We start from the raw sequence: 17,798 nt of genomic DNA, 5'->3' as shown, positions 1-17,798 counted from the left end.
GGAAACCTCATACTGGTGGCGACCAAATACCTGAGCAAGGTCGGATAGATACAGGTGGAAACCAAATACCCGAACAAGGAAAAATTGATACGGGTGGAAAACAGATACCTGAACAAGGGCGGACGGATACTGGCGGAGATCAAATACCTGAACATATAGATAATACGCATATAACCCCACTGCCTAATCAGATTACAGTAGAAGATATTGCCTATTTATCTGAAAACAAAAATAATATTAAAAATAAATGGCATCAGGGTAGTTTTAACTCTCCTGACGAATCATTACAGAAGCATTATGAAAAACATGGAAAAGAAGTTGGAGCGGGTAGTGTTGAGCAGTATAGAAACAAAGCTGAAGAATTTGTCAAAAACTTAAAAGGTGCTAGAACAGTGAAAGTAAGAGGTGCGACTGATAATGTGACTCGTTATTATAAAAATGGGAAATATTTAGATAGAACATCCGAAGGAAAGATAATATCTTTTGGAAAACAATAATATAGAGGGATATGTTATGTGGCATGATTTAAATATTACAAAAGTGAGCTGTATAGAGAAAACAGTTGCTGAATTCACAGTTACTATGATCCCTATTTTGCCTTACGCCAAAATGAAGATAAAAATTTATGAAGATCAGTCGGGTTTTTTTACAGGTATGACGGATTTAGCAATAAAAAGAAAATTTGATGGTTGCCCCGAGTGCGCTATTGGACGTGGAAGTACCATTGAGAAAGCGTTAGAAGATACTATCCTCTATTTTAAAGAAATGTTGAGTCAAGATGGTTTTACTGAGTTAACCGAAGATGATATTAGCTATGCAGAATGGTCTGATTTTTAAAAGTTAAAAGATCTCTGTAAGTGCAGGGATCTCTGTTAACAGTTTCACTCTCCCTCAGTCAGCCGGATAATCAACTGTCCGGTTTAGCGTGTGAGTGTGTAGTGGCTACCTTAGGCAATATTTGTGATGGCTTAGCGTAACCGTTTGATTGCTCTTTTGGAATGAGTTGCACAAATGATATAGATAAAGCAGCAAAAAATTCGAATGTAGGGAAAGAGTTAACAGCAGAAGAAAAAGAAGCGCTTGGGATCTCAAGTGGAAGAAGCACTAGCGGGACACCGAATGGTTTTGAGCCAGATGATGAAGAATATAGAAATAATCAAAGACAAAATGAGAGTAAATTTGAAAACTTTACTAAACAAGAGCTCATTTTTTCAGCCAATAAAATAATAAATAAGCAAAGGCTTTCTGTTGCTGTACGTGTGTGGGGCAAACATGCCGCTAGACCCAATGGCGTTTTTGAACCCTTAAATGGTAATCCAGCACAAAAAAATGCTGCTGCCGAGAACTTCATCCGAGAAATCTTTAACGATCCTAAAGTCGTTCGAAACGATTTAGGTGGCGGTGCATTTGAATATCGATTGCCTAGTGGAAAAGGCGTTAGATATAATACGGATGGCTCATTTAATACTGTGTTAGATCCAAAGAAGGCAATAAAATGAAAGATAATAAATTAGAACTATTTTTTTCAAGTCCAATGGAATATGAGAATCTAACGTTAGAAGTTCAATTAAATTGGGGGCGGGTTGCAGAAATTAATCAAGATAAAGGTGTAGACAATTTAGAAGTTGAACTATTTGGTTCAGATCTATCCTGCGGTTTTACAGCGAAAATGCCTTTAGATGATCTAATTTCAATATTAATTGAAGCCAGAGATACATTAAAGAAACAATAAACTTTTATTGAATTAATGGTCTTACTCGCTGTCAGCTAATTGGATGATTAACTGTCTAGTTTGGTGCGTGAGTGTGTAATTGCTACCTTAGGCAATATTCGGTATGGCTGCTGAGATTTACGAAGGTAGCATTACTGATTTACCAAACGCAAAAGCGAAAAAGGAAAAATAATTTTCTTTAATCGTATAGATAAACAGTATCTCTAGTATGCTGTTTATCACCAAAGCGTATAGAGGCCAATATGGAAACACATTGACTTTTTTTGTTTTTGTGAATATAAATAATTAGTCGCATGTGTCTGTTCAATTATTTATTAAAATCGATATTAATCATTTTATAAATAATATATTTTTAATTTTAACTAACGAATCTTTATTAGTAATAACGGTTAGTTGACTATAAAAATATTAAATTCTAATTTCTTTGTTCTGTTTTTTATAACTAATAAGGAAGTTGGTTTATGGACAAGATGACGCATGTAGATTCAATAACGGTTATTGGAACACGCTTACCTGTTAAAGAAAACCCATATATGCAATCTGAATGGGGGAACTATGACCATATTACTGACTAGTTTAGAGAGAGTGCTTTAAATGATGGTAACAGTTTATATGCTCTACCATATTCGAGATGAAGATACCAAGGATGAAGATATGAAAATTATTGGAATTTACTCAAGTTTTGAGCTTGCTCAAAAGGCTCAAGACAAGGTATCTAATCAACCTGGATTCATAGATTACCCTGATGGGTTTAGTATTAGTGAAGAAGTTCTAGATAGAGATGGCTGGGTTGATGGTTTTGTAGTTTAAAATAATTAAAGAGAGAGCCCAGTTCTGGGTTGGGATCTCCTTAGCCGCTTTACTCCCCTTCAGTCAGCTGGATAATCAATTGTCCAACTTTACGCCAAGTAGAGAATGGTCTTGGAAGAAACGCAGAGATCAAGTTTAGGTAATAAGATGATATCAAATATTGAATATAAAACTATTGCTGAATACGCTGAAACCCAAGCGCTTGATGGGTTATGGGCGTATATCACCCCAGATATGCTTCCTTCACTCCATGCCATGTATGATAATTTTCCTTTTCAGGAAAGGAAAAAAATATTTTTTTGTTTTTAGACAAATTATTACGTGATGGAAAATTAAAATTAGCTAAGTACGGTAAATTTTTAAGTGGTTCAATAGATGAACAATTACAGTCATTCTATGACTGCATTTCCGGAAACAGAGGAGCAATTAATTGATCAATTTTGGTTTTTTGATGAAGGATGCCCTGATGGGGCCGTTTGGATACTTAAAGATGGGACAATAGAATGGACGTAGAGCTGTAGAGGGTAGGTTCTATCAGATTAATAGAAAGGAATGTCTTATGTGGCATGATTTAAATATTACAAATGTGAGCTGTATAGAGAAAACAGTTGCTGAATTCACGATTACGATGATCCCTATTTTGCCTTATTCAAAGATGAAAGTGAAAATTTATGAAAGTCAATCCGGAAATTTTACTGGTATGACTGACTTGGCAATAAAAAGAAAATTTGATGGTACTCCCGAATGTGCTATTGGCTATGGAGATACTATTGAAGAGGCACTAGAAGACACGATCCTTTATTTTAATAAAATGCTAAGTCAAGATGGTTTTACTGAATTAACCGAGGATGATATTAGCTATGCAGAGTGGTCTGATTTTTAAAAGTAAGGATATCCCAGCCCACACTGGGAGCTAAATTAACGGTCTTACTAGCTGTCAGCCAACCGGATAATCAACCGTCCCGCTGGCTGAGGTGGGAGTGGCTCCCTTAGGCAATATCGTGATTGCTTAGCTGAAACGTTTGATTGCTTTTTTGGAATGAGTTGCTCAAATGATATAGATAAAGCAGCAAAAAATCCAAATGTTGGAAAAGAGTTATCAAATTCAGATAAAGTAGAGGTAGGGGGCTCTAGGGCAGGATGACCGGAGGGGTGGGAACCTGATGAGTTCTCTATAAAAAATAATGGCCTTCCTTCTAAAGAAGAACTAAAGCAAGCAGCATCAAAAATCAATCGCAATGGTTTAACAAATGCTGGCAGATCGCTCCAAAAGCATGGAGGTAGGGAAGGATCTGCATACTTATATTCCAACCAAAAGGCTTCAGTATTGAATCAGGAAGCTAAGCATTAATCGATGAAGTATTAGATAATCCAAATGTAATAATAAGACCTAGAACTATTTATGAAAATAGGAAAAGAATTGAAGTGCTTGATGCTAAATCACCTGATGGTCGGGTATTAAGATTTAGTATAGATGGTAAGAAATTTATTGGTTTTAGAGAGCCATAATGTTTGCAAATGATTGATGGGGGGATTTTATGTTGGAATACAGTGTTGGAAGTTCTTTAAGCCGAGATGATTTATATGCTGAGCTCTCCTTTAATGATGTTCAGTGGGGGGAAATTTCACTGTCTGAAGATAAAAAAGAGGTAAAAATTATTATTTATCCTGACTCGGATTGTTTAGAATTTAATTACAGTGAATTTTTATTATTGATAGAGAAAGCTAAAGATCATCTTTTACGTTTAGAACCTTTAGTTTAATTTCCTCATAAGCAGGTTGGTTCCTCCATTTTTAGCGTGGGGGAACCAAAGTGGTAGAGTAATTAATGTAAAAGTTAAACCGGGCTGGAGTAATATATGATGAGGCTTAATTATAGTATTAGTGGTAAACAGGCTAGCAAATTTATAAGCTTTTTAACTTTAGGTGTATTAACTGCATTAGATAAAAATTTGATATCAATTGATGAAGCGGAAGGATTCATTTTCAAACCGTATTTGGCCAAGTTACTTGAACAAATGGGTTCTGAGGAAAAATTGATAGATATAATAAACCTAGGTTGTGAATTAGATGATGTGGCAAGTTTATATCCAGAAGATCTTCACGTTCAGATAAAAGATCTATTAGACAAAACATTATCAGTAATCTCTCATGGTGAAAATTTAGGACGATTAATTGATAAAGGAATTAATATTATTGATGACTAATTAAATATTTAGAAAAATTAAAATATTTAAAAAATATAAATGAAATTAGGGGCAAGGTAAAAGTATGAAAATAGAACTGAGCTTACTGGAAGAGGCTATAACAACCATTTTCAAAGAAATGAAAGTACAGGGAATGGATAATATAGACCTAGATGCCGATTTTTATTGGCATATTCCTTCTGAATCTATTTATGATATTTACAATGAGCCTGCTCAGTTGGATATTGGGCAGCTAGAGGCTGATTATGAGATGCTTTGTAAAGCTAAAGAAAATGAATTACTCATAACATATAACTTAAAAAATATATCAGCCATTCTTCGTTATTTATCAGAAAAACACGCAATATAATTTGATTTGATGACGCTAAAGGTGTAAGCAATAGCTGGTTTTAAGTGAGTCTATAATGGAAAAAACGTTATATTTTAATGAGATTTTGAATGATTCAAAAGGGTTATGGTTATCAGGGCTCTTTGGTTCTATCGTGGGTTGGAACCCAAATAAATCTTTCTATGAACATCGGAGTATATTTTTTTCTATGATAAAAGATTTATTAGATGAGCAAGTAATTAAATTTTGTTCACCAGATGACCCTTTAGGCAAAGTGGTTCCGTACTGGAGTGCGAATAGCCAAGATATTATGAATTATCTTGAACAACACTGGCCTGAAAATGCGAAAGCAGAAGATGATGATGAGTTGAATTTCTATTTTTATGAAATGCCAGCAATTTTATGGCGAGATGAATCAGGAAAATATGTAGGTTCCTAAATTTTTATCTAAATTGGGTTAGAACAATACATTGACCCTGTAAATAGTTCTGTATATTTACAGGGTCAATGTATTGGCCATTTTTCGTTATTTAGCAGAAAAAATACAATATAATCTAACTTGATGACGTTAAAAGGGTAAGCAATGGCTGGTTTGGCTGTTGCTTACACCCCCTCTGCATCTACTAACTTTCAATCATTCGTGTAGATAAAACAAAATAATACATATCAATAAGAAAGCGCTATGGAACTAAAACCCACTGCAATTTTAATTCATGTGCCTGATGTCCAAGCGGGTTTGGCTTGGTACCAACAAGCCTTTCCACAGGCTAGGGCGGAGTACCTGCCTGATTTTGATTTCACCTTATTACATGTCGGGGACTTCACGATTGAGGTGGTACAAGCGGATGCCAAAGTGAGCGAGGGTAAAAAAGGGACTGTATTGTATTGGCAAGTCGATAATTTTGATTTGGTTTTTGAGCATTTCGCTCAACTAGGGGCAAAATTGTACCGAGGGCCAATGTTAATCGATGGTAATAATCGAATGTGCCAACTAGAAGACCCGTTTGGCAATTTAATTGGCTTAAAAGGGCAGTAAAATCGATAAAAACATTAAAAAAAATTAAAACCAATCGCAATGATTTACCTTATCAATTAGTAATATAAATAAAATTGCTATAAAAAATATAATTTGTGATTGCTGATGAAAAAAGGCACTAATTAGGGTGCTTTAAATTCTAAAATGCATTATAAAAAGTATGGTTTTCTCAGCGTTTTATGATGATAAATAGTTTCTTAAGCTGAAAACTAACCAGTAATTAAGCATTAAGGCGTAAAGTTAGTAGTTAAATGTTGCTTTCTTGTGAATGAATTAACATTACGTTTAAATTCTGCTATGCTGATCGCCCGAAGCTGGGCATAATTTTACCGCCATTGAGATTATGCGAGCAAATTCCTCTGACCTGGCACCGGATGATAATTTTGTCAGAATGGTGCAGACAGCCGGGTATATAAATAACAAAGAAGCGAGGAGAACGTCGTGCTAGAAGAATACCGTAAGCACGTAGCCGAGCGTGCCGCTCAAGGGATTGTCCCTAAGCCATTAGATGCGTCACAAGTAGCTGCACTGGTAGAGTTACTGAAAAACCCACCCAAAGGTGAAGAAGATTTCTTGTTAGACCTGCTAACCAACCGCGTCCCCCCTGGTGTTGATGAAGCAGCGTACGTTAAAGCTGGATTTTTAGCCGCAGTCGCAAAAGGCGAAACATCCTCCCCTCTTATCTCCCCTGAAAAAGCGATTGAATTGTTAGGTACCATGCAGGGCGGATATAACATTCACGCACTAATTGAAGCACTGGATGATGCAAAATTAGCGGCTATCGCAGCAAAAGCCCTTTCCCACACCTTATTAATGTTCGATAACTTCTACGATGTAGAAGAAAAAGCGAAAGCTGGGAATGCACACGCGAAACAAGTTATTGAATCATGGGCAGATGCCGAGTGGTTTAAACAACGCCCTGCGTTAGCCGAAAAAATGACTGTTACAGTGTTTAAAGTGACAGGCGAAACCAATACCGATGATTTATCACCTGCACCAGATGCATGGTCACGCCCAGATATCCCTCTGCACGCGTTAGCGATGCTGAAAAATGCCCGTGAAGGTATTGAACCAGATGACGCAGGTAACGTTGGACCAATCAAACAAATCGAAGCTCTGAGCAAAAAAGGCTTCCCACTGGCGTATGTCGGTGATGTTGTGGGTACGGGCTCTTCACGTAAATCTGCAACTAACTCCGTATTGTGGTTTATGGGCGATGATATTCCATTCGTGCCGAACAAACGCGGTGGCGGTGTGGTATTAGGTGGCAAAATTGCGCCTATCTTCTTTAATACAATGGAAGATGCGGGTGCGCTACCAATAGAAGTGGATGTGTCTAAACTAAATATGGGGGATGTCATTGATATCTATCCATTTAAAGGTGAAGTTCGCAACCACGAAACCAATGAGTTACTCGAAACGTTTGAATTAAAAACTGACGTGCTGATTGATGAAGTGCGTGCAGGTGGTCGTATTCCACTGATTATCGGTCGTGGTTTAACCAGTAAAGCACGTGAATCACTGGGCCTAGAAGCTACCGATGTATTCCGTCATGCGAAATCCGTTGCACAAAGCAACCGTGGTTTCTCATTAGCGCAAAAAATGGTGGGTCGTGCTTGCGGTCGTCCGGGTATTCGCCCTGGTGAATACTGTGAGCCAAAAATGACCTCTGTGGGTTCACAAGATACAACAGGCCCAATGACCCGTGATGAGCTCAAAGACTTAGCTTGCCTTGGTTTCTCAGCGGATCTGGTTATGCAGTCATTCTGTCACACTGCGGCGTATCCAAAACCCGTTGACGTAACAACTCACCACACATTACCTGATTTTATCATGAACCGTGGTGGTGTTTCTCTGCGTCCAGGAGATGGTATTATCCACTCATGGTTAAACCGTATGCTGTTACCAGATACCGTTGGTACAGGTGGTGACTCCCATACACGTTTCCCAATCGGTATTTCGTTCCCAGCGGGTTCTGGTTTGGTGGCGTTTGCAGCAGCAACAGGGGTTATGCCTCTGGATATGCCAGAATCTGTATTGGTGCGCTTTAAAGGTGAAATGCAGCCAGGTATCACGTTACGTGACCTTGTACATGCTATCCCATTATATGCGATTAAAGATGGCCTTCTGACGGTTGAGAAAAAAGGGAAGAAAAACATTTTCTCTGGTCGTATTTTAGAAATCGAAGGTCTGCCAGAACTGAAAGTTGAACAAGCGTTTGAATTGGCGGATGCATCCGCTGAGCGTTCAGCCGCGGGTTGTACGATCAAACTGGATAAAGCGCCAATCACAGAATACCTGCAATCTAACATCGTCCTGTTAAAATGGATGATCGCAGAAGGCTACGGCGACCGTCGTACTATCGAACGTCGTATTAAAGGCATGGAAAGTTGGTTAGCGGACCCGCAACTGCTTGAAGGTGATGCAGATGCGGAATATGCAGCTGTAATTGAAATCGACTTAAATGATATCAAAGAGCCAATTCTGTGTGCACCAAATGACCCTGATGATGCGCGTTTGCTGTCTGATGTTCAGAACGAGAAAATCGATGAAGTGTTTATCGGTTCTTGCATGACTAACATTGGTCACTTCCGTGCCGCAGGTAAGTTATTAGACTCGCATAAAGGCCAATTACCAACACGTTTATGGGTTGCTCCACCAACGAAGATGGACGCCGCACAATTAACGGAAGAAGGTTATTACAGCGTATTTGGTAAGAGTGGGGCACGTATTGAAGTCCCAGGCTGTTCACTGTGTATGGGTAACCAAGCACGTGTGGCAGATGGCGCTACCGTCGTTTCGACCTCAACACGTAACTTCCCTAACCGTTTAGGGACTGGGGCGAATGTGTATCTTGCATCCGCTGAGTTGGCCGCTGTTGCGTCATTGTTAGGTCGTTTACCAACGCCTGCGGAATACCTGCAATATATGGACAAGGTGGATGAAACTGCGGCAGATACCTACCGCTATCTGAACTTTGACCAGTTATCACAATATACGGAAAAAGCTGACGGTGTGATTTTCCAAACCGCAGTGTAATCTGTTATTTTGTTAACGATGAGGCCTCTACTGACTAGAGGCCTTTTTTGTTGTCTAAAGATATTCCGAAATTTCAATCAGATTTAAATCCACATCACGTAAATAAATAGACAGAATGGGGCCCATTGCCCCTGTTCGTCTAACGGGCCCTTCAATAATCTCGATCCCTTGCTGCTGAATATGCGCCTGAACTTCAGTGAGAGGGATGTCACTGATAAAACACAAATCTAACGCACCGGGTACAGGCAAGTGTGCTTTGGGTTCAAACTCTTTACCATACTGATGAATATTGATTTTTTGCTGGCCAAATTGTAGGGCATAACGCTGTTCACCAAAGGTTATTACCTGCATTTTTAAAACGCGCTGGTAAAAATCAAGGCAGGCGTCTAATTGTGTTGTCGTCAGGACGATATGGTCTAAGCGATTGATCATTGCCGCTCCTATTCATTGCATTCATATCATTTGCATTAATTTTAAGCGAATTTTATCGAGGCAGCGTTGAAATTGATGCCTTTCTTTAAATATCGCGCAATAGGCGTTAATACCGCTCAACAAATCGAATTGTCTCGCGTTATACTGAGCCATAATGACGCAAGAGTAGAGGTATTGCATATGGACTACCAATTTTTCCAAGACATAACAGGCGCTATTTCCGCAAAATTCTCGATGGATCATGAGGCGATTGGATATTGGCTAAATGAAGAGGTTAAAAACGACCTTAGTCTGCTCGATACTATCGAAGAAAATTACGAAAAAATAAAAGGCAGCGAAAATCAGTGGGAGCTAATTGGCCATGAATACACGCTGCTACTTGATGATGAAGAAGTGATGATTAAAGCCAATCAGTTGTCGTTTGAAACTGAGGGGCTTGAAGAGGGAATGAGCTACTATGATAATGAAAGCGTTGCCTTTTGTGGTATTGACGACTTCCTCTTAATGTTAAAGGATTATCGTGTTTTTGTTATCGAAAATCGATAAATGCATTTTTTTTAGTGATAAGTTTTGTATTTTAACAAATTATCATTATTATTTGCAGTGTGAAACTAGCGGTTTAACGCTTTAGTTAAGATAAGCTAGCGGAAATTTATTTTTTGATAACAAAAGCGAAAGGAACACACATATGAATACTGATGATGTTACAGGTGCGTTGAATGATGCAACGAACTGGTTTGTCGCAAACCAAGATCTGTTAGTCCAGTATGTGGTGAATATTGTTTCTGCCATTGTCATCCTGATTGTCGGTATGATGATTGCGAAATGGGTTGGTCGCGGTTTACACCGTGTGATGACCCTAAAAGGTATTGATAGCACTGTTAGTGACTTTTTATCGGCAATTGCGCGTTATACCATTGTTGCATTTACCTTAATTGCTGTTTTAGGCAAGATTGGCGTTCAAACGGCTTCTGTTATTGCGGTGATGGGTGCGGCTGGTTTAGCGGTTGGTTTAGCATTACAAAATTCACTGGGTAACTTTGCTGCAGGCGTATTACTGGTGGTGTTTAGACCACTGAAAGCGGGAGAATATGTGTCTATTGGTGCCGTGGAAGGTACAGTGCAAAATGTCCAGATTTTTTCCACTACACTGAAAACAGCCGATGACCGAATTATTGTTATTCCGAACGGTAAGATAATCGCAGATAATATCATCAACACAACTCGAGAGCCTAACCGTCGTCAAGATATTATTATTGGTGTGGCTTATGATTCTGATATTGATGTGGTGAAAAAAGTTTTAGGTGACATTGTTGCTGCTGATGGCCGTATTCAACACGGTAAAGGTGTGACTATTCGTTTGCATGATATGGCTCCATCGTCATTAAATTATTTAGTTCGTTTTTGGACAACAAATGGTGATGCGTGGCCTGTCTATTGGGATTTGTTAGAAGAATTCAAACGTGCATTAGATAAGCACAACATTGGTATTCCATTCCCACAAATGGATGTACATGTACATAAACAAGGTTCTGAAACCCACAAAATTCAATAAAAGAATTTTTAATTAGGCTCAATAAAATAGCGCTATTTATGGCGCTATTTTTGTCTCTGTATTCCCATTCTATTATATAAGCCTAGCTTATGACCTATTAGAGTTAATCATTTCCACTAATAATTTTTTCTCGTTACTATTTGCGTGTACAAACTGAATAATTATTAGGGTTTTTTGCATGTTTACAACTTATATCCAGGGTGCACTTCTTGGTGCAGCGATGATTTTACCGCTAGGGCCACAAAATGCCTTTGTTTTACAACAAGGCAGTCGTAAACAGTTTCATATGATGAGTGCATTTCTATGCGCTTTAAGTGATACCGTGTTAATTATTGGGGGGGTATTTGGTGGCAGCGCTCTATTGAGCCAATCCGAAATATTGATGCAGTTAATTACATGGGCAGGGGTTATTTTTCTGGTGTGGTATGGCTATGGTGCGTTCCGTACTGCACTCAGCCCAGATGATGTTGTTTTACAAGCTGAAAATAAAGTGATTACTCGCTGGAAAGTGATAGTTACGCTATTTGCCGTCACATGGCTAAATCCGCATGTTTACTTGGACACATTCGTGGTGCTTGGTAGCGTGGGAGGGCAATTAGAAAGCCAATTACGGCCTTGGTTTACGGCAGGCGCGCTGACAGCATCATTTGTGTGGTTTTTTGCATTAGCGATTTTGGCTGCTTGGTTCTCGCCTGTATTGAATAAGCCAGCGTCACAGCGAATTATTAATATCTTTGTAGGAAGTGTGATGTGGTTTATTGCATTTCAACTTGCAATACAAGGGCTTAAAGGATTGGGGCTAGTATCCTAATAACAACATAACCTCAACAGAATGATAAATACTATGAATTTCTTATTATTCTGATCTGCACTTTTTTTATGATGTGTTACTGTTAATTTGTACTCGGGATAGTTTATGGTGAACTGTCCCTTTTTTAGCGACAAATTATTGTATTGGGAGGTTCTGTGAAATTAAAATCTTTAGTTCTCGCTGCCATGGTGGCAGGTGCAGCGGTTCCTACCCTGTCTCTGGCCGATGCGCTACCAAATGGCCCGCACATTACCACATCGGGTAATTCTGTTGTGAAAGCAACACCTGATATGGCGACATTGAATATCGTTGTGGAAGTGACAGCAAAAGATGCTGCGGCTGCGAAGGCTGCGGTAGACAAGCGTGTTGCCGAGTATTTCGAATTCTTAAAGAAAAACGGAATCGAGAAACAAGACATTAACGCCGCCAATGTGCGTACGCAGCCAAAATATGATTACAGCAGCGTGAAGCAAAAATCGACGATTGAAGGTTATACCGCAATCCGTTCAGTTGAAGTGAAAGTCACTAAACTTGACCAACTAAACACCCTATTAGACGGTGCGTTAGCCGCAGGTTTAAATGATATTAATTCTGTGCAATTTGGGGTGTTAAAACCTGAGCAATACCGTGATGCCGCTCGTGCGCAAGCTATCAAAAATGCGACAGAGCAAGCGACTGAAGTTGCAAAAGGGTTTAATGCACAGTTGGGCCCAGTGTATAGCATTAGTTACAATGCACCTGCGGCAGTGCCTTATCCAATAGCGGCAAGAGCTTATGGTGGTAAAATGAAAGCCGCTGCTCAAGATCTCAATATTGATGAGACCTATGAACAGCAAAGTATTGATTTTAATGACCAAGTTGATGTTGTATTTGAACTGAAACGTTAACTTTCAGCCTCATTTTCGTCTTCTTGTTTTAGCATCTGACGCCCAGTTTTTAAGAGGGCGTCAGTCACTCTCTTCATGGTACGGCTTTCGGGTGCAAAACGGTGCCAGTACAGCATACGACGTTGGCATAGCCCCGGTGTTAAGTCGACTAACTCACCATTTTTCAATTCTTCGGCAATTTGTAAATGAGGGATCATACAACAGGTAGAACCCTGCTTAGCTAATTGCACAAAGGCTTCTGACGAATTAACAATATGGCAAGGAACGCTGCCCGGCGATAAGCCAAAGTTTTGCTGAACAAAAGCTTGGTGCATATCATCCAAGTGGTCAAATGCGACTGCGGGGGCTTTTAATAGGGATGAGCGAGTGACGCCATCAGGGAAATATTTTGCGGCGAAATCAGGAGAAGCAACAAAGATATAGTCCAAGGCGCCTAGTTTATCTACTAAACAGCCGGGTAACGCTTGTGGCTGGATACTGATTGCACCCACCACTTCACCGCGTCTTAAACGTTCTTGAGTGCGTGTTTCGTCTTCCACTTGGATATTCAACCGAATAGGGCTATTGCCTAGAACTGGGTTGAGCGCAGGGAGAAACCACGTTGCTAAACTGTCGGCGTTAACTGCAAGGGAAAGTAATAGAGGTGTTGACCCTGTATTTTCATCTCCAAGCCACTGTTCTTCCAATAATTCAACTTGATGAAGCAGTGCTAACAGTTTTTGCCCTTGTTCAGTCGGATGTGGCGGAACGGTTCGTACAAGTAAAGGTTGCCCGAACAGGTTCTCTAACTGTTTTATCCGTTGTGAAACAGCAGATTGCGTGATGCAAAGCTTTTGAGCTGCACGCTCAAAGCCGCGTTCACGGATAACAGCATCCAGTGCTTGTAATGCGCGGTAGTCAGGGCGCTTCATCAAAAAGTCTCCTTGTTGTTATTCTGCTAAGCACTATGCCATATTTTTATTGATAACACCTGCAATTATTGCGAGCTTCCGACAAATCGCAAGAAGTAACGCACAAATGCAGCGAACAACACTGCAACTTATTTTCGGTTCGGTATATACTCATTCACAATTACGTCTCAATTAAATAGCAAAAGGCATGAGCATGACGCAGGATGAATTAAAAAAAGCGGTGGGTTGGGCAGCACTAGAATACGTCAAACCAGGCACAATTGTCGGTGTAGGTACAGGGTCTACTGCATCGCACTTTATTGATGCTTTAGCGACAATGAAAGGGCAAATTGAAGGCGCTGTTTCTAGCTCTGAAGCGTCTACTCAAAAACTTAAATCATTAGGTATTCCTGTTTTTGATTGTAATGAAGTGGATTCATTAGATGTTTACGTTGATGGTGCGGATGAAGTCGATCACCATATGAACATGATCAAGGGCGGTGGTGCTGCGTTAACACGTGAAAAAATCGTTTCTGCGATCGCGAAAACCTTTGTGTGTATTGTTGACCAATCAAAACTGGTTGATGTATTAGGTAAGTTCCCTCTGCCTGTTGAAGTTATCCCAATGGCACGTAGTTATGTGGCACGTGAATTGGTTAAACTGGGCGGTACACCAGAATACCGTCAAAATGTGATCACTGATAACGGCAATGTGATCTTAGATGTTCACAATTTAAGCATTGTTGATCCTGTCGCGTTAGAAAATACCATTAATGGTATTGCGGGCGTTGTCACTGTTGGTTTATTTGCTAATCGCGGTGCTGATGTTGTCCTGATGGGAACAACAGATGAAGGTGTTAAAACGATCAAATTATAATCGCTAATTATTTTGGTGAATTAATTGACCTAATTTATAGGCCAGCAAACTGTTTAGTTGCTGGCTTTTTTATAAGGTAAAAAAGGAATTAACGTATTTAGTTAGTGGGTAGATAGGAAAATAATTGACCAGTTTTATAAATATCATTAATTTGAAATTTATTTCATTATTTTTATTATTCCGCGATTTTGGTGATATATCTCACACTAATATGTATTGTGCAGGAAAAATCCTTATTTTGTGTTACTGCTGCTGATTTTCTACCATTTAACTTCTTTTTCTTCGCGCTTTTTAGCACCTCTTAAGCAAACGGTTGTATTGATACTGCGCGGAATTTTGCTATGTTGGTATACTCTTTTCAGATTTCAAGGCAGATGAATGTGCTGGTATGGATATGCCTTGAATTATGTTGAGCAAAACCATGAGTCAAACAAGCAAATTCATCTGTCACAAATTTAAAACGTTCACGATAGGGTAGGGAAATGGTCAAGGTATCTTTGCATAAAGACAAAATAAAATTTTTACTGCTAGAAGGTGTTCACCAGAGCGCTGTTGATAACCTAAAAGCGGCGGGTTATACCAATATTGAATACCATAAAAGCGCATTATCTGATGAAGAATTAAAAGAAGCGATCAAAGATGCGCGCTTTGTCGGTATCCGTTCCCGCACTCATTTATCTGAAGAGATTTTCGCCGCTGCTGAAAAATTAGTGGCGGTGGGTTGTTTCTGTATCGGAACCAACCAAGTGGATTTGGACGCTGCGGCAAAACGCGGTATCCCTGTCTTTAATGCACCATTCTCAAATACCCGTTCCGTTGCTGAGATGGTATTAGGTCAACTATTACTGCTGTTACGTCGTATTCCTGAAGCGAATATGCAAGCACACCGTGGCATTTGGGAAAAACAAGCAAAAGGCTGTTTTGAAGCACGTGGTAAGCGTCTTGGTATCGTTGGATACGGCCATATCGGTACCCAGCTGGGGATCTTGGCTGAAGGTATTGGTATGAATGTTTTCTTCTATGATATTGAAAATAAATTGCCTTTAGGAAATGCAACACAAGTGCGTTCTTTGACTGAGTTACTCAATATGAGTGATGTCGTCAGCCTCCATGTCCCAGAAACAGCTAGCACGAAAAACATGTTTGCTAAAGAACAGTTTGACCGCATGAAACCAGGTTCAATCTTTATTAATGCGTCACGTGGTACTGTGGTGGATATTCCTGCATTGGCAGCTGCGCTGGAAAGTAAGCATTTATCAGGTGCAGCAGTTGACGTATTCCCAAGTGAGCCTGCGGCAAATAATGACCCGAATGATCCATTTATTTCTGAACTGATTAAATTCGATAATGTGATCTTAACCCCTCACATCGGGGGCTCTACAGAAGAAGCGCAAGAAAATATTGGATTAGAAGTCGCAAGTAAGCTTGCGAAATACTCAGATAACGGTTCAACGCTCTCTGCGGTTAACTTCCCAGAAGTTTCTCTGCCAGTGCATACTGAAGATACTAACCGTTTCTTGCATATCCATGAAAACCGCCCTGGTATCTTGAATAGCATTAACCAAGTGTTTACTGAAAGTAACATTAACGTAGTGGGTCAGTATTTGCGGACATCTGGCAATGTTGGTTACGTCGTTATTGACGTATTGATGCAAACACCAAATCAAACAGATGAAGCGTTACAAAAACTGAAAGACTTACCAGGCACTATTCGTGCACGTCTGTTATTCTAATTTCGTATAACCCGTTTTATTTCTAATGCGATGGCGCAGGTATTGATTACCAGCGCCATATTTTTTTCGGGGTAATAATTTCAGGTAATGGAATATCCCAATGAGCAACAGGCAACTGTTCAACATGTTGGCAATCATGAGCCAGACCGATGGGGTAAAAACCACTTTTCTGCCAATTCGATAACGTTCTATCGTAAAAACCGCCACCCATTCCTAAGCGTTGTCCTTGGCTATCAAAGGCCACTAGCGGAATTAACATCACATCAAGTTGCTCGGGTGGTAAAACATCACGCACATCTAATGGCGGCTCCGCAATATTAAAGCGATTTTTCACTAGCTGTGAATCTGGGTGATAGTGAAGAAATAGCAAATGGTGGACACTAAAAGGGTGTAAAACAGGTAAGTAAATCTGTTTATTTTGTTGCCATAAGGCATCAATAAGCGGTTGGGTATTAATTTCACCATCAAAAGAAAGAAATAACGCAATATTATTGGCTTGTGCAATTTTCGGGTGGTGCAATGCGTTATGCATGACTTGCTCAGCGGCACTGTGTTGTTGTTCAGGGCTTAGTTGGCGGCGTGCTTGACGAATAGTTCGGCGTACCTGTTGGCGTTGTGTCGAGAGGGAGTCTTGCATGTGATAACCTGTTATAAATGCAATAAGAAACAGTTAACCCAGTAATTATATTACTTAGAGTATATCGCAAGATGAAAGGTTATGCAGAAAACAAATGAAAAATAAGCAGAAACTAAATTGAGGGTCTCCAAGATGCCGTTGTAGGCTGTAACCCTTGAACCCTTGGTTCAAGGTGAACGCAGTTTAGCAACCTTTAGGCTTCCTGAACGAATCAGGCATGCTCACCAGCGCAATAACCGCATTCTTTTTAGTTGAAATATCGGCTCAGGGGACTCGCCCACTCACGCGCATCTCAGAGAAATTTGGTTTGAGAACTTATCGTTACTCAGTGATTTCATTGTACGAAACTAGATTTAAAATGCAACCCTAATTTTGTATATTTTTTTTACTAGTGTCTGATTAATAAGCAGATTTACTCTAAGGGCAATACTTGCCTCTCAGTGATTTTCACCTGATCGTGCAAGGCTTGTTCTATTGTGTGCTGCAACATTTTTATCTTCTCTTCCATATTATAAGCATAATCACGCGTTTTTGTCTTTTCTTGTGCTAATTCGTGACAGACGTTCAATGCTACGATAAAAATAAGTTGTTCCATATTGGTAACACCGCTTTTATCTTTCAGATTTTGCAAGCGTTGTTCTAATTCTTTAGCCGACTCAAGAAGGGCCTCTTTTTGTTCTGATGGGCAATTAACGCGCATTGAACGCCCAAAAATCTGAATGTCGACAGGTTGTGCGGACATGAAACCTCCATACTGAATAATACTCGCCATAAATACATCATATTTGGCGCAATTAATAGATAAGACAAAAGCATACTGGTTA

The 17,798-nt window shown here is 39.6% G+C and carries 22 protein-coding genes, 1 other RNA gene and 2 pseudogenes; 20 read left to right on the top strand and 5 right to left on the bottom strand.

The genetic code is table 11. The annotated features are described in order from the left end of the window. The 14 genes and pseudogenes from AABS66_RS20625 to acnB all read left to right on the top strand — a co-directional run. Positions 1-497 (top strand): annotated as a pseudogene (locus AABS66_RS20625) (hypothetical protein); the annotation flags it as partial. 16 nt (positions 498-513) lie between these two features. Beyond that, entirely contained in the window at positions 514-837 is a 324-nt protein-coding gene (locus tag AABS66_RS20620) for a hypothetical protein (RefSeq protein WP_036959259.1), read from the top strand. A 161-nt stretch (positions 838-998) separates the two neighbouring features. Next, entirely contained in the window at positions 999-1,499 is a 501-nt protein-coding gene (locus tag AABS66_RS20615) for a hypothetical protein (protein WP_349415776.1), read from the top strand. Next, positions 1,496-1,732 (top strand): hypothetical protein, encoded by a 237-nt coding sequence (locus AABS66_RS20610; RefSeq protein ID WP_430225423.1) that lies wholly within the window; start codon positions 1,496-1,498, stop codon positions 1,730-1,732. Before AABS66_RS20615 ends, AABS66_RS20610 begins: the two co-directional genes overlap by 4 nt. Positions 1,733-1,832: 100 nt before the next feature. Continuing rightward, a pseudogene (locus AABS66_RS20605) lies at positions 1,833-1,904 on the top strand (dihydrolipoamide dehydrogenase); the annotation flags it as partial. A 422-nt stretch (positions 1,905-2,326) separates the two neighbouring features. Next, positions 2,327-2,542, top strand: a complete 216-nt coding sequence (locus AABS66_RS20600; RefSeq protein WP_349415777.1) for a DUF7336 domain-containing protein — start codon at positions 2,327-2,329, stop codon at positions 2,540-2,542. Positions 2,543-2,653: 111 nt separating this feature from the next. Next, positions 2,654-2,851: a hypothetical protein gene (locus AABS66_RS20595; RefSeq protein ID WP_349415778.1), complete on the top strand. Its 198-nt coding sequence runs from the start codon at positions 2,654-2,656 to the stop codon at positions 2,849-2,851. A 250-nt stretch (positions 2,852-3,101) separates the two neighbouring features. Then, a complete protein-coding gene (locus AABS66_RS20590; RefSeq protein ID WP_349415779.1) occupies positions 3,102-3,425 on the top strand; it encodes a hypothetical protein in 324 nt (107 codons plus the stop codon). Between the two features lie 655 nt (positions 3,426-4,080). Then, positions 4,081-4,305: a hypothetical protein gene (locus tag AABS66_RS20585; RefSeq protein WP_375084164.1), complete on the top strand. Its 225-nt coding sequence runs from the start codon at positions 4,081-4,083 to the stop codon at positions 4,303-4,305. Between the two features lie 96 nt (positions 4,306-4,401). Further along, positions 4,402-4,749, top strand: coding sequence for a DUF3969 family protein (locus AABS66_RS20580; protein WP_430225422.1), 348 nt, complete (start codon positions 4,402-4,404; stop codon positions 4,747-4,749). A gap of 64 nt (positions 4,750-4,813) precedes the next feature. Beyond that, the gene (locus tag AABS66_RS20575) at positions 4,814-5,098 is read left to right on the top strand and encodes a hypothetical protein (RefSeq protein ID WP_430225421.1); all 285 of its coding nucleotides are present in this window, start codon (positions 4,814-4,816) and stop codon (positions 5,096-5,098) included. Between the two features lie 55 nt (positions 5,099-5,153). Next, positions 5,154-5,516, top strand: a complete 363-nt coding sequence (locus AABS66_RS20570; protein WP_430225420.1) for a hypothetical protein — start codon at positions 5,154-5,156, stop codon at positions 5,514-5,516. 243 nt (positions 5,517-5,759) lie between these two features. After that, positions 5,760-6,113 (top strand): VOC family protein, encoded by a 354-nt coding sequence (locus AABS66_RS20565; protein ID WP_430225419.1) that lies wholly within the window; start codon positions 5,760-5,762, stop codon positions 6,111-6,113. Positions 6,114-6,554: 441 nt separating this feature from the next. Beyond that, on the top strand, positions 6,555-9,152 hold the full coding sequence (acnB, locus tag AABS66_RS20560; RefSeq protein ID WP_430225418.1) for a bifunctional aconitate hydratase 2/2-methylisocitrate dehydratase: 2,598 nt from the start codon (positions 6,555-6,557) through the stop codon (positions 9,150-9,152). 54 nt (positions 9,153-9,206) lie between these two features. Here the strand turns inward: acnB and AABS66_RS20555 are convergent, their stop codons facing one another. Beyond that, positions 9,207-9,584, bottom strand: a complete 378-nt coding sequence (locus AABS66_RS20555; protein WP_206082665.1) for a VOC family protein — start codon at positions 9,582-9,584, stop codon at positions 9,207-9,209. Between the two features lie 180 nt (positions 9,585-9,764). Between AABS66_RS20555 and AABS66_RS20550 the strand changes: the two genes are divergently transcribed. The 4 genes from AABS66_RS20550 (at position 9,765) to AABS66_RS20535 (ending at position 12,837) form a co-directional block, all read left to right on the top strand. Beyond that, complete coding sequence (locus tag AABS66_RS20550; protein ID WP_206082664.1) at positions 9,765-10,130, top strand: YacL family protein; 366 nt, start codon at positions 9,765-9,767, stop codon at positions 10,128-10,130. A gap of 142 nt (positions 10,131-10,272) precedes the next feature. Further along, entirely contained in the window at positions 10,273-11,139 is an 867-nt protein-coding gene (gene mscS / locus AABS66_RS20545) for a small-conductance mechanosensitive channel MscS (RefSeq protein ID WP_206082663.1), read from the top strand. A 178-nt stretch (positions 11,140-11,317) separates the two neighbouring features. Beyond that, on the top strand, positions 11,318-11,950 hold the full coding sequence (gene argO, locus AABS66_RS20540) for an arginine exporter ArgO (RefSeq protein WP_371007024.1): 633 nt from the start codon (positions 11,318-11,320) through the stop codon (positions 11,948-11,950). Between the two features lie 155 nt (positions 11,951-12,105). Continuing rightward, entirely contained in the window at positions 12,106-12,837 is a 732-nt protein-coding gene (locus tag AABS66_RS20535; protein WP_206082661.1) for an oxidative stress defense protein, read from the top strand. Here the strand turns inward: AABS66_RS20535 and AABS66_RS20530 are convergent. Continuing rightward, a complete protein-coding gene (locus AABS66_RS20530) occupies positions 12,834-13,748 on the bottom strand; it encodes a LysR family transcriptional regulator ArgP (protein ID WP_430225417.1) in 915 nt (304 codons plus the stop codon). The genes AABS66_RS20535 and AABS66_RS20530 overlap by 4 nt on opposite strands. A 193-nt stretch (positions 13,749-13,941) precedes the next feature. Here AABS66_RS20530 and rpiA point away from each other — a divergent pair, with 193 nt between their 5' ends. Together rpiA and serA are read left to right on the top strand one after the other, a co-directional pair. Beyond that, complete coding sequence (gene rpiA / locus AABS66_RS20525) at positions 13,942-14,604, top strand: ribose-5-phosphate isomerase RpiA (protein ID WP_206082659.1); 663 nt, start codon at positions 13,942-13,944, stop codon at positions 14,602-14,604. A gap of 482 nt (positions 14,605-15,086) precedes the next feature. Further along, positions 15,087-16,337 carry a phosphoglycerate dehydrogenase gene (gene serA, locus AABS66_RS20520; RefSeq protein ID WP_206082658.1) on the top strand — a complete coding sequence of 417 codons (1,251 nt, stop codon included), beginning with the start codon at positions 15,087-15,089 and terminating at the stop codon, positions 16,335-16,337. 46 nt (positions 16,338-16,383) lie between these two features. Here the strand turns inward: serA and AABS66_RS20515 are convergent, their stop codons facing one another. From AABS66_RS20515 to zapA, 3 genes are all read right to left on the bottom strand, one after another. After that, positions 16,384-16,974, bottom strand: coding sequence for a 5-formyltetrahydrofolate cyclo-ligase (locus AABS66_RS20515; RefSeq protein ID WP_430225416.1), 591 nt, complete (start codon positions 16,972-16,974; stop codon positions 16,384-16,386). A 120-nt stretch (positions 16,975-17,094) separates the two neighbouring features. Continuing rightward, a non-coding RNA gene (ssrS, locus tag AABS66_RS20510) (6S RNA) lies at positions 17,095-17,276 on the bottom strand. Positions 17,277-17,386: 110 nt separating this feature from the next. Then, entirely contained in the window at positions 17,387-17,716 is a 330-nt protein-coding gene (zapA, locus tag AABS66_RS20505; protein ID WP_047756767.1) for a cell division protein ZapA, read from the bottom strand. Positions 17,717-17,798: the final 82 nt, after the last annotated feature.

Origin of the sequence: Providencia sp. SP181, assembly GCF_050446505.1 — a bacterium.
In the GTDB taxonomy this organism is placed as follows: Bacteria; Pseudomonadota; Gammaproteobacteria; order Enterobacterales; family Enterobacteriaceae; genus Providencia; species Providencia vermicola.
Note: the sequence above shows the minus strand (reverse complement) of the source record. Positions and strands in the feature narration are given on the sequence as shown.

Bases quoted from the DNA above. Each gene is read 5' to 3' on its own strand.
- AABS66_RS20620 (WP_036959259.1), top strand. From the start codon at position 514: ATGTGGCATGATTTAAATATTACAAAAGTGAGCTGTATAGAGAAAACA.
- AABS66_RS20615 (WP_349415776.1), top strand. From the start codon at position 999: ATGAGTTGCACAAATGATATAGATAAAGCAGCAAAAAATTCGAATGTA.
- AABS66_RS20610 (WP_430225423.1), top strand. From the start codon at position 1,496: ATGAAAGATAATAAATTAGAACTATTTTTTTCAAGTCCAATGGAATAT.
- AABS66_RS20600 (WP_349415777.1), top strand. From the start codon at position 2,327: ATGATGGTAACAGTTTATATGCTCTACCATATTCGAGATGAAGATACC.
- AABS66_RS20590 (WP_349415779.1), top strand. From the start codon at position 3,102: ATGTGGCATGATTTAAATATTACAAATGTGAGCTGTATAGAGAAAACA.
- AABS66_RS20585 (WP_375084164.1), top strand. From the start codon at position 4,081: ATGTTGGAATACAGTGTTGGAAGTTCTTTAAGCCGAGATGATTTATAT.
- AABS66_RS20580 (WP_430225422.1), top strand. From the start codon at position 4,402: ATGATGAGGCTTAATTATAGTATTAGTGGTAAACAGGCTAGCAAATTT.
- AABS66_RS20575 (WP_430225421.1), top strand. From the start codon at position 4,814: ATGAAAATAGAACTGAGCTTACTGGAAGAGGCTATAACAACCATTTTC.
- AABS66_RS20570 (WP_430225420.1), top strand. From the start codon at position 5,154: ATGGAAAAAACGTTATATTTTAATGAGATTTTGAATGATTCAAAAGGG.
- AABS66_RS20565 (WP_430225419.1), top strand. From the start codon at position 5,760: ATGGAACTAAAACCCACTGCAATTTTAATTCATGTGCCTGATGTCCAA.
- AABS66_RS20555 (WP_206082665.1), bottom strand. From the start codon at position 9,584: ATGATCAATCGCTTAGACCATATCGTCCTGACGACAACACAATTAGAC.
- AABS66_RS20550 (WP_206082664.1), top strand. From the start codon at position 9,765: ATGGACTACCAATTTTTCCAAGACATAACAGGCGCTATTTCCGCAAAA.
- mscS (WP_206082663.1), top strand. From the start codon at position 10,273: ATGAATACTGATGATGTTACAGGTGCGTTGAATGATGCAACGAACTGG.
- argO (WP_371007024.1), top strand. From the start codon at position 11,318: ATGTTTACAACTTATATCCAGGGTGCACTTCTTGGTGCAGCGATGATT.
- AABS66_RS20530 (WP_430225417.1), bottom strand. From the start codon at position 13,748: ATGAAGCGCCCTGACTACCGCGCATTACAAGCACTGGATGCTGTTATC.
- rpiA (WP_206082659.1), top strand. From the start codon at position 13,942: ATGACGCAGGATGAATTAAAAAAAGCGGTGGGTTGGGCAGCACTAGAA.
- serA (WP_206082658.1), top strand. From the start codon at position 15,087: ATGGTCAAGGTATCTTTGCATAAAGACAAAATAAAATTTTTACTGCTA.
- AABS66_RS20515 (WP_430225416.1), bottom strand. From the start codon at position 16,974: ATGCAAGACTCCCTCTCGACACAACGCCAACAGGTACGCCGAACTATT.
- zapA (WP_047756767.1), bottom strand. From the start codon at position 17,716: ATGTCCGCACAACCTGTCGACATTCAGATTTTTGGGCGTTCAATGCGC.